The organism is uncultured Veillonella sp. (assembly GCF_934230905.1).
In the GTDB taxonomy this organism is placed as follows: Bacteria; Bacillota; Negativicutes; order Veillonellales; family Veillonellaceae; genus Veillonella.
Map to the genome: position 1 here is coordinate 61,738 of NZ_CAKQFJ010000012.1, position 7,490 is coordinate 69,227.

Consider the following 7,490-nt stretch of genomic DNA (forward strand, 5'->3'; position numbering starts at 1 on the left):
CCTTATTATTGTATACTATTTTTCCTATCTTGTGTGAAAAATTTTTAATAAATTTCTATTTCTTTTTGAAAGTATCCTCTGTAACCCAATTTTCTTTCACAATTTGCTTACTGCGACCTACTGCTAATGCTTTATCAGGAACATTTTTAGTAATCGTAGAACCTGCACCAACATAACTATAATTACCAATAGTAACCGGTGCTACAAGGTTACTATTACAGCCTACAAATGCACCATCTCCAATAGTTGTGCGATGCTTAATTTTACCATCATAATTTACCGTAATCGTACCGCAACCGATATTGACACCGGATCCTACATCGCTGTCCCCAATATAGGATAAATGAGGGAATTTTGTACCTTCACCAACATTAGAATTTTTAACTTCTACAAAGTTACCAATATGAACTTTGTTTCCAATAACCGTATTAGGACGCAAGTGAACATATGGTCCAATATCTACCCCATCTTTTACTTCACAATCATGACCATACGTAAAATGAATGACCGTATCAGCACCTACTTTTACATTTGTTAAACGTGTATGAGGTCCAATTTCACAATTTTCACCAATCACCGTATTGCCTTCTAATACAGTACCAGGATACAGAATTGTATCAGCGCCAACAATAACCTCTGGTGCTACATAGGTATTGTCAGGATCAACAATCGTTACACCAGCGGTCATTAATTCTACATTCTTACGATGTTTCAAAATAGATTCGGCTTCAGCCAATTGTAAGCGAGAGTTCACACCTAATGATTCTTCAAAGTTTTCGATCATATAAGCACTAACTTCGTCCCCACCATTAACAAGGATACCAACAACATCAGTAATATATAGTTCACCTTGCGCATTATCATCAGATAATTGACCAAGACAAGGCCATAATTTTTTACTATCAAACGCATACATTCCCGTATTAACTTCTTGTACCGCTAATTCTTCAGGCTTACCATCTTTTTGTTCTACAATGCGCACTACATGACCTGCTTCATTACGAATAATACGGCCATAACCTGTTGGATCTGGCATATGAGCCGTTAAAATTGTAGCAGCTGCACCAGATTCAGTATGTTCTTTCAATAGAGCTTCTAAACTTTCTTTAGTCACTAATGGCGTATCACCACATAATAAAAGAATAGTACCATCAAAAGAGCCTAGTACAGGTTCTGCCATCTTTACAGCATGACCAGTACCATTTTGCTCTTCTTGACGTACAAATTCAGCACGACCTTCTAGATAGTTTTGTACCGCATTGCCCCCAAAACCAACAATAACAACATCCTTATCAGTTCCAAGAGATTGAACAGTTTCTAAAACGCGTTCAACCATAGCTTTACCGCCAACTTTATGAAGTACCTTCGGCAATTTGGACTTCATCCGTGTACCCTTACCAGCTGCTAAAATAAGACTTGCAATATTCATAGTAAACTCCTATCTATCAATTGTATCAAATACAGGCTCAATGTGAATTTCATTTGTGCTTTCATCAATACCATGGAATGTAAAAAGTGACTCATAATCATTGATTAACTTAGGACTTGGTTCCGCAGTTGCTACAAGAACCCCCGTCCCTACCACCTTACCATTCATTTCATGTACAAGTTCTGTAAGACCTTTAGCCGTGCCTCCAGCCTTCATGAAATCATCAATGATAAGCACCTTTGCATTTTGTGGTATCGCACGTTTAGTCAATGTCATCGTTTGAATCCGGCCAGATGAACCTGTTACATAGTTGATGCTAATAGCTGAGCCTTCTGTAACCTTACTATCACGACGAGCGATGACAAGTGGTTTATTAAAAGCTCGTGCCACCATGACCGCTAAGGGAATTCCCTTTGTTTCGACCGTCAAAATATAATCTGGATTACGATCAACAAAACGAGTCATAATAATTTCGCCCAACCGAGTCATTACATGCCAATCATATAAAATATCCGACATATAAATGAATCCTCCAGGAATGATACGATCTGGTTCACGCAAACGTTTTTGCACATCACATAGAATTTCATTGGCCTGTGCCCCTTTTCGATGAGGTATAAATCGAACACCACCAGCTACACCAGCTACCGTTTCCAATGTTCCTAACTGAAAGTGTTCCATCGATTGACGGACACAGGTTAAATCTTCACTAACTGTAGATTTTGCCATCCCGAAAAAATCACAAAAATAATTAAGAGATATAAGTTTTTGTGGCGAGTCAACTAATAATTTAGTCATTGCCACCATTCTTTCAACACGTCGAACTTTATTCATAAGCCTTCCTTTGCTGAATACTCGATTTATATTGATACCTATATTATACCATGAAATTCCGAATATTCTCATTTATAAAAAATATATAATTCGGAAAAAGCTCTAGTCTTAGACTAGAGCTTTTAATAATCTATATATAATTATAAGATATATACTTTCACCGTTTGTCGGCCAAATTTTAAAGCGTCTGATCGAGAATCAAAGGCTAAATCAATACGACTCCCCTTAATAGCTCCACCTACATCATCAGCTATAGCATAACCATAACCTTCAATAAACATTTTCGTCCCCAGAGGAATAATTCTCGGATCAACCGATACAATACCTTTTTTTAATCGACTACCAGTAGCAGTATAATTACTGTTTCCAGGGTCCTGAGAACTATATGCACTAGCATGCATTGTCAAGACACGGACATACTTATTAGGTATTCCACTATGACTTCTAGCAATACTAGAGTCACCAAAACGTGTCTCATCCTTTTCTAATGCATTCATTGTAGCTGTTCCTACACGCCCATCTACAGTTAACCCTTTTGCTTTTTGAAACTTACGTACTGCTAACTCAGTATTATGACCAAAAATACCATCTGCCGAATCTTTAAGATATCCTTGATGTACCAACATGGTTTGAATTTTTTGCACATGGTGACCTCGTTGACCCTTATCAACAGATTTTGCTTGTGTAAAAGCCATCATATTTGTCATAAACAATACAGTACAAAGTATTAAAACCTTCTTAATCATGTACATTCCCCTTTATTGCTTAATTTAGCAATTATGATATACCCCAATATGGCATTCCTTACGTTTAGATCCAACTATTCGTAAGTAGCTATAACCAATAATAGCAGAAATGATAGATCCAATCAACACGCCCCCCTTTGCCATCTCTTGAGCATGACCAGGATCAAAAGCTAAAACAGAGACAAATATACTCATAGTAAAGCCAATACCACAAACGATAGAAGTCCCATATATAAATTTCCAATTTGCTTCCGCTGGCATTGGAACAATCCCTAATTTAATCATTCCAAACATAGCCCCAAAAATGCCGATTTGTTTGCCCAATATAAGACCTAATGCAACGCCAAGAACGACAGGATGACTTAAATCGGCAAAACCAAACCCATCAAGATTAACACCAGCATTAAAGAACGCAAAAATCGGAACAATAACAAAGCTTACCCAATTAGATAAGTAATGTTCCCAATGTTGCATCGGTCTAACATATTTCCGACCAATTTTCCCACGTTCTGGAATCGTCATAGCAAGGATAACACCAGCCATAGTAGCATGTAAACCAGAACGTAAAATACAATACCATAAAATTACACCAAGAATAATATATGACAATGAACGAACATATCCAGCTCGATTACAATAAATCAACAATCCAGTAACAATAATTGCAGCTACTAAGTAAAACAGATTAAGATGTGATGCATAAAAGATAGCTATAACAATAATTGCAATTAAATCGTCAATAACAGCTAAAGCAGTTAAGAAAACTTTCATAGAATTAGGTACTCTAGAACCTAATGCAGTAATAACCCCGATAGCAAACGCAATATCAGTAGCTGTTGGGATTGCCCATCCATGGACATATACATCATTAGAACCGGCTATTAGATAAAAAATAACTGCAGGTACAATAACCCCAAATAAGGCCGCAATCCCCGGCATAATACGCTTAGCATTGGTATTAAGTTCACCACTTACCAGTTCACGTTTTACTTCTAAACCAACAAAAAGAAAAAAGATTGCCATTAATGCATCATTAACCCATTCCATAGCTGTTAATGGGCCTAATTGCAAATTAACTAATGACATATATTGTACTACTAATGGAGAGTTAGCAACAATCAATGCAATAATAGTGGCTCCTAGCAATACAGTAGTAGCAGCACCAGGAGAACGTAAAAATACAAATATCCGTTCCATATAATTCCTTTCCCATATACTTTATTTACTATTTATGTTTAGCTGTTCGAATTTTATAAGCTACTGATAAAACTGTAGCACCTAACAAACCAGATATAATAGATCCAATAAAAATACCTATCTTAGCCATTTCTTGGGTTACACCAGGCGGAAATGCCAATGTCGCAACAAATAAACTCATGGTAAAACCAATACCACAAACAATAGCTGTACCATAAACCTCTGGCCATGTTGTATTAGTAGGCATCTTAATAATCTTAGATTGAACTAATACATAAACTGCAGAAAAAATACCAAATTGTTTACCCAGAATAAGGCCTAAGGAAACCCCTAAAACAACAGGGTGAAATAAATGATCTACTGAAACATCAGAAAAAGATACACCTGCATTTAAAAAGCTAAATAAGGGAATAATTAAAAAGTTAACCCAATTTTTTAGTTTATCTGCCCATTGGCGCATCGGATATACGGCTTCTCCAGCAAACTTGCCCGTTGAAGGAATAGTCATTGCCAATACGACCCCGGCAATGGTAGCATGAACTCCAGATTTTAAAACAAAGTACCAAAGAATAGCGCCTAATACACCATATAAAACAGGTCTTACATACCCTTGTTTATTGGCATACCACAATGCACCTGTTATAATAGCTGCAACGATTAAATCGGGAAACTCTATACCTGCACCGTAAAATAAAGCAATAACTATAATCGCAATTAAATCATCAATAACAGCTAATGCGGAAAGAAACGCCTTCATCGCTTGTGATACACGTTTTCCAAGCATCATAATAACACCAATAGCAAATGCTATATCCGTAGCTGTAGGAATCCCCCAACCATGTGTATAATCAGGAATAGATCCTGCTATTAAAAAATAAACTAAAGCGGGAGTTACTACCCCAGCAAATGCCGCCAAAACTGGTAACAAACGTTTTGAGTTAGTATTTAACTCTCCAGAAATCATTTCAGTCTTAATCTCAAGGCCTACATACAAAAAAAACAAGGCCATAAGACCATCATTTACCCATTCCAATATATCCATAGGGCCTAAATAAATATGCATAAGTGAAAAATACTGTGCAGCTAGTGGTGAATTGGCCGTAATAACACCAAGAATAGCAGCAAGTAGGAGCATAATACCGCCAGATGATTCAGACTGAATAAATGCTTTTATATATTTCATAATAACTACCACTTTCTCAACCATAATATAAATACAATTTTTACTACATAAAAATATAATTAATATCTATTATTATATCATTTTAGTTCGAAATCAATCAATAAACTAATAATGAACCATTCTGATTGAGTCTAAAGTAATCAAAGGTTTATGACAAATACGTATGCTGATTAAGTACAAAAACAATACAATGAATTAATGATTAAATCCTCTAACTAAAGAAACCAAAAATACAATAAGAGGAATTGTCAAACAAATAGCAGCTATAGTATTTGTAATCGGATTTGACCAAAGAGGCACAATAAAGCCAAGTAATACTAACATACTACAACAAATTGGTGCTCGCCAAACATGTTTTATCTCAGTTGGAGCTTTAGATTCTAAAGCAGTAGATTGTAAGAATTTTTTATTAATAGTCATTATAATACCAGTCACAATTCCTATGATAAGAACGATATCCCAAATGGCCCATAATAGTTTAAGTACCATCGTATTATGATTATGTATATGGAGATTAATCATGGTAGTCATGCCCATGAAATACCAAGGAATTGTTTTTGTAGAATACATATCCTTAGTCGAATCAGTATATAAATTAGCATAGACTGGTTGACCCAAGAACATAGCTGGATCATCATCATTTTCAGCACCTAAATAAAATGCATAATGATAATTATTAAATTTAGATGGATAATCAATAGATATAAGCTGACGATCAGGATATGCTTTCATAATGCGAGAGATAGCTTCAGATGGTTGTAAAATGTCAGATTGACCAACTGAAAGTTCTTGCTTTGCAGTGTGTAGTACATCTGCATTATAGCTGTCATTAGCAATAAAAAATCCACCTATCCATACACCTGTAATACATAAGATAAATCCCCATACAGTGGCAACCATAGCAAATTCTCGATGTAATGTACTTAATTTCATAGAGCTAGACAATACAGAAGATTTTGCAAAACTTTTGCGAAATGGTCCATATAAAAAAATACCAGAAACAATAGATAAACCACATACTAACGATAAAATTGTTACAATATAAATTCCTGCTTTTCCAAGATCCAGTCTTGTATGTAGTTGATGAAGCGTATGTAATACACTGCGAACCCAAGGATGAGCAGGTGTTTCATGATGGGTAGTAATGAGAGCCTTTGTTTCAGGATTATACAATGCATAATCCCCTCCCATCCCCATTCGCGCTGGAGGAGCTACGGTAGCAGATGAATCAATAATACGATACCGTAAAAGATGTGAAGCCCCCATAGCAGGAGAAATATTTAAAATATCCTTTGATGGATATTTTGCCTTAACTAGTCGATCCCCTTCATCAGCATAATCAAAAATAGAAGACTCTTCTTGCCCCATAACCATTGATGATAAGGTATGATTCGTTCCCCCTTGAGCCCACGCATTTAATTCAGTTCTAAACATAAGAACGAGCCCTGTAATACAGAACATTAAGAAAAATAATATAGATACTATAGATAACCATTTATGGATGTTATAAATCTTAGACATACATATGCCCCCTTTCTCATTATTTTATACATCCATTTTGATAGTAATACAATACAATTACCACTATGGGTATATATAGTATAATTAACTGTACTTGAATAAAAAGATTAATATATGATACAATATGTACATCATGCGGGCGTAGTTCATCGGTAGAATGCGAGCTTCCCAAGCTTGAGAGGAGGGTTCGATTCCCTTCGCCCGCTCCATATAAAATAAGCCATGATGTGATTCACATCATGGCTATTTTTTGTCTAAAATGTAAATATATAACAAAAAAGGCTAACCATACGGTTAGCCTTTTAGCTTAATCAGCGACTTCCTATCACTCCTCACTGTGGATTTCTCATCGCTGCTTTGCAGCTGCAGAAATCTTACGTTCGGATGAAGGTGATGTGTGGCTCCCATGCGTCGCTTCACTCCTCTATTAGCTCACACCCTACCTTTCCCAGGTGCCCTGGTCGGACTCTACATGTAAGTATATAACAAAAAAAGCTAACCATTCGGTTAGCCTTTTAGCTTAATCAGCGACTTCCTATCCTCCCAGGCCGTCTCCAGCCAAGTACTTTCGGCGTTTACG

At 36.2% G+C, this 7,490-nt stretch carries 6 protein-coding genes and 1 tRNA gene; 1 reads left to right on the plus strand and 6 read right to left on the minus strand.

Annotated elements, in window-relative coordinates; genetic code table 11:
• Nucleotides 1-55: 55 nt before the first annotated feature.
• From glmU to Q0E20_RS04905, 6 genes are all read right to left on the minus strand, one after another.
• Entirely contained in the window at nucleotides 56-1,429 is a 1,374-nt protein-coding gene (gene glmU, locus Q0E20_RS04880) for a bifunctional UDP-N-acetylglucosamine diphosphorylase/glucosamine-1-phosphate N-acetyltransferase GlmU (RefSeq protein WP_295997098.1), read from the minus strand.
• 9 nt (nucleotides 1,430-1,438) lie between these two features.
• Complete coding sequence (gene purR, locus Q0E20_RS04885) at nucleotides 1,439-2,263, minus strand: pur operon repressor (protein WP_295997101.1); 825 nt, start codon at nucleotides 2,261-2,263, stop codon at nucleotides 1,439-1,441.
• A 140-nt stretch (nucleotides 2,264-2,403) separates the two neighbouring features.
• Entirely contained in the window at nucleotides 2,404-3,009 is a 606-nt protein-coding gene (locus Q0E20_RS04890) for a 3D domain-containing protein (RefSeq protein ID WP_295997103.1), read from the minus strand.
• A gap of 24 nt (nucleotides 3,010-3,033) precedes the next feature.
• Nucleotides 3,034-4,206, minus strand: coding sequence for a Na+/H+ antiporter NhaA (gene nhaA, locus Q0E20_RS04895; protein ID WP_295997106.1), 1,173 nt, complete (start codon nucleotides 4,204-4,206; stop codon nucleotides 3,034-3,036).
• A gap of 28 nt (nucleotides 4,207-4,234) precedes the next feature.
• Nucleotides 4,235-5,389 carry a Na+/H+ antiporter NhaA gene (gene nhaA / locus Q0E20_RS04900; protein WP_295997109.1) on the minus strand — a complete coding sequence of 385 codons (1,155 nt, stop codon included), beginning with the start codon at nucleotides 5,387-5,389 and terminating at the stop codon, nucleotides 4,235-4,237.
• A 195-nt stretch (nucleotides 5,390-5,584) separates the two neighbouring features.
• A complete protein-coding gene (locus Q0E20_RS04905) occupies nucleotides 5,585-6,910 on the minus strand; it encodes a PepSY domain-containing protein (RefSeq protein ID WP_295997112.1) in 1,326 nt (441 codons plus the stop codon).
• A 135-nt stretch (nucleotides 6,911-7,045) separates the two neighbouring features.
• Between Q0E20_RS04905 and Q0E20_RS04910 the strand changes: the two genes are divergently transcribed.
• Nucleotides 7,046-7,119: transfer RNA gene (locus Q0E20_RS04910), tRNA-Gly, on the plus strand.
• The last annotated feature ends 371 nt before the right edge of the window (nucleotides 7,120-7,490 follow it).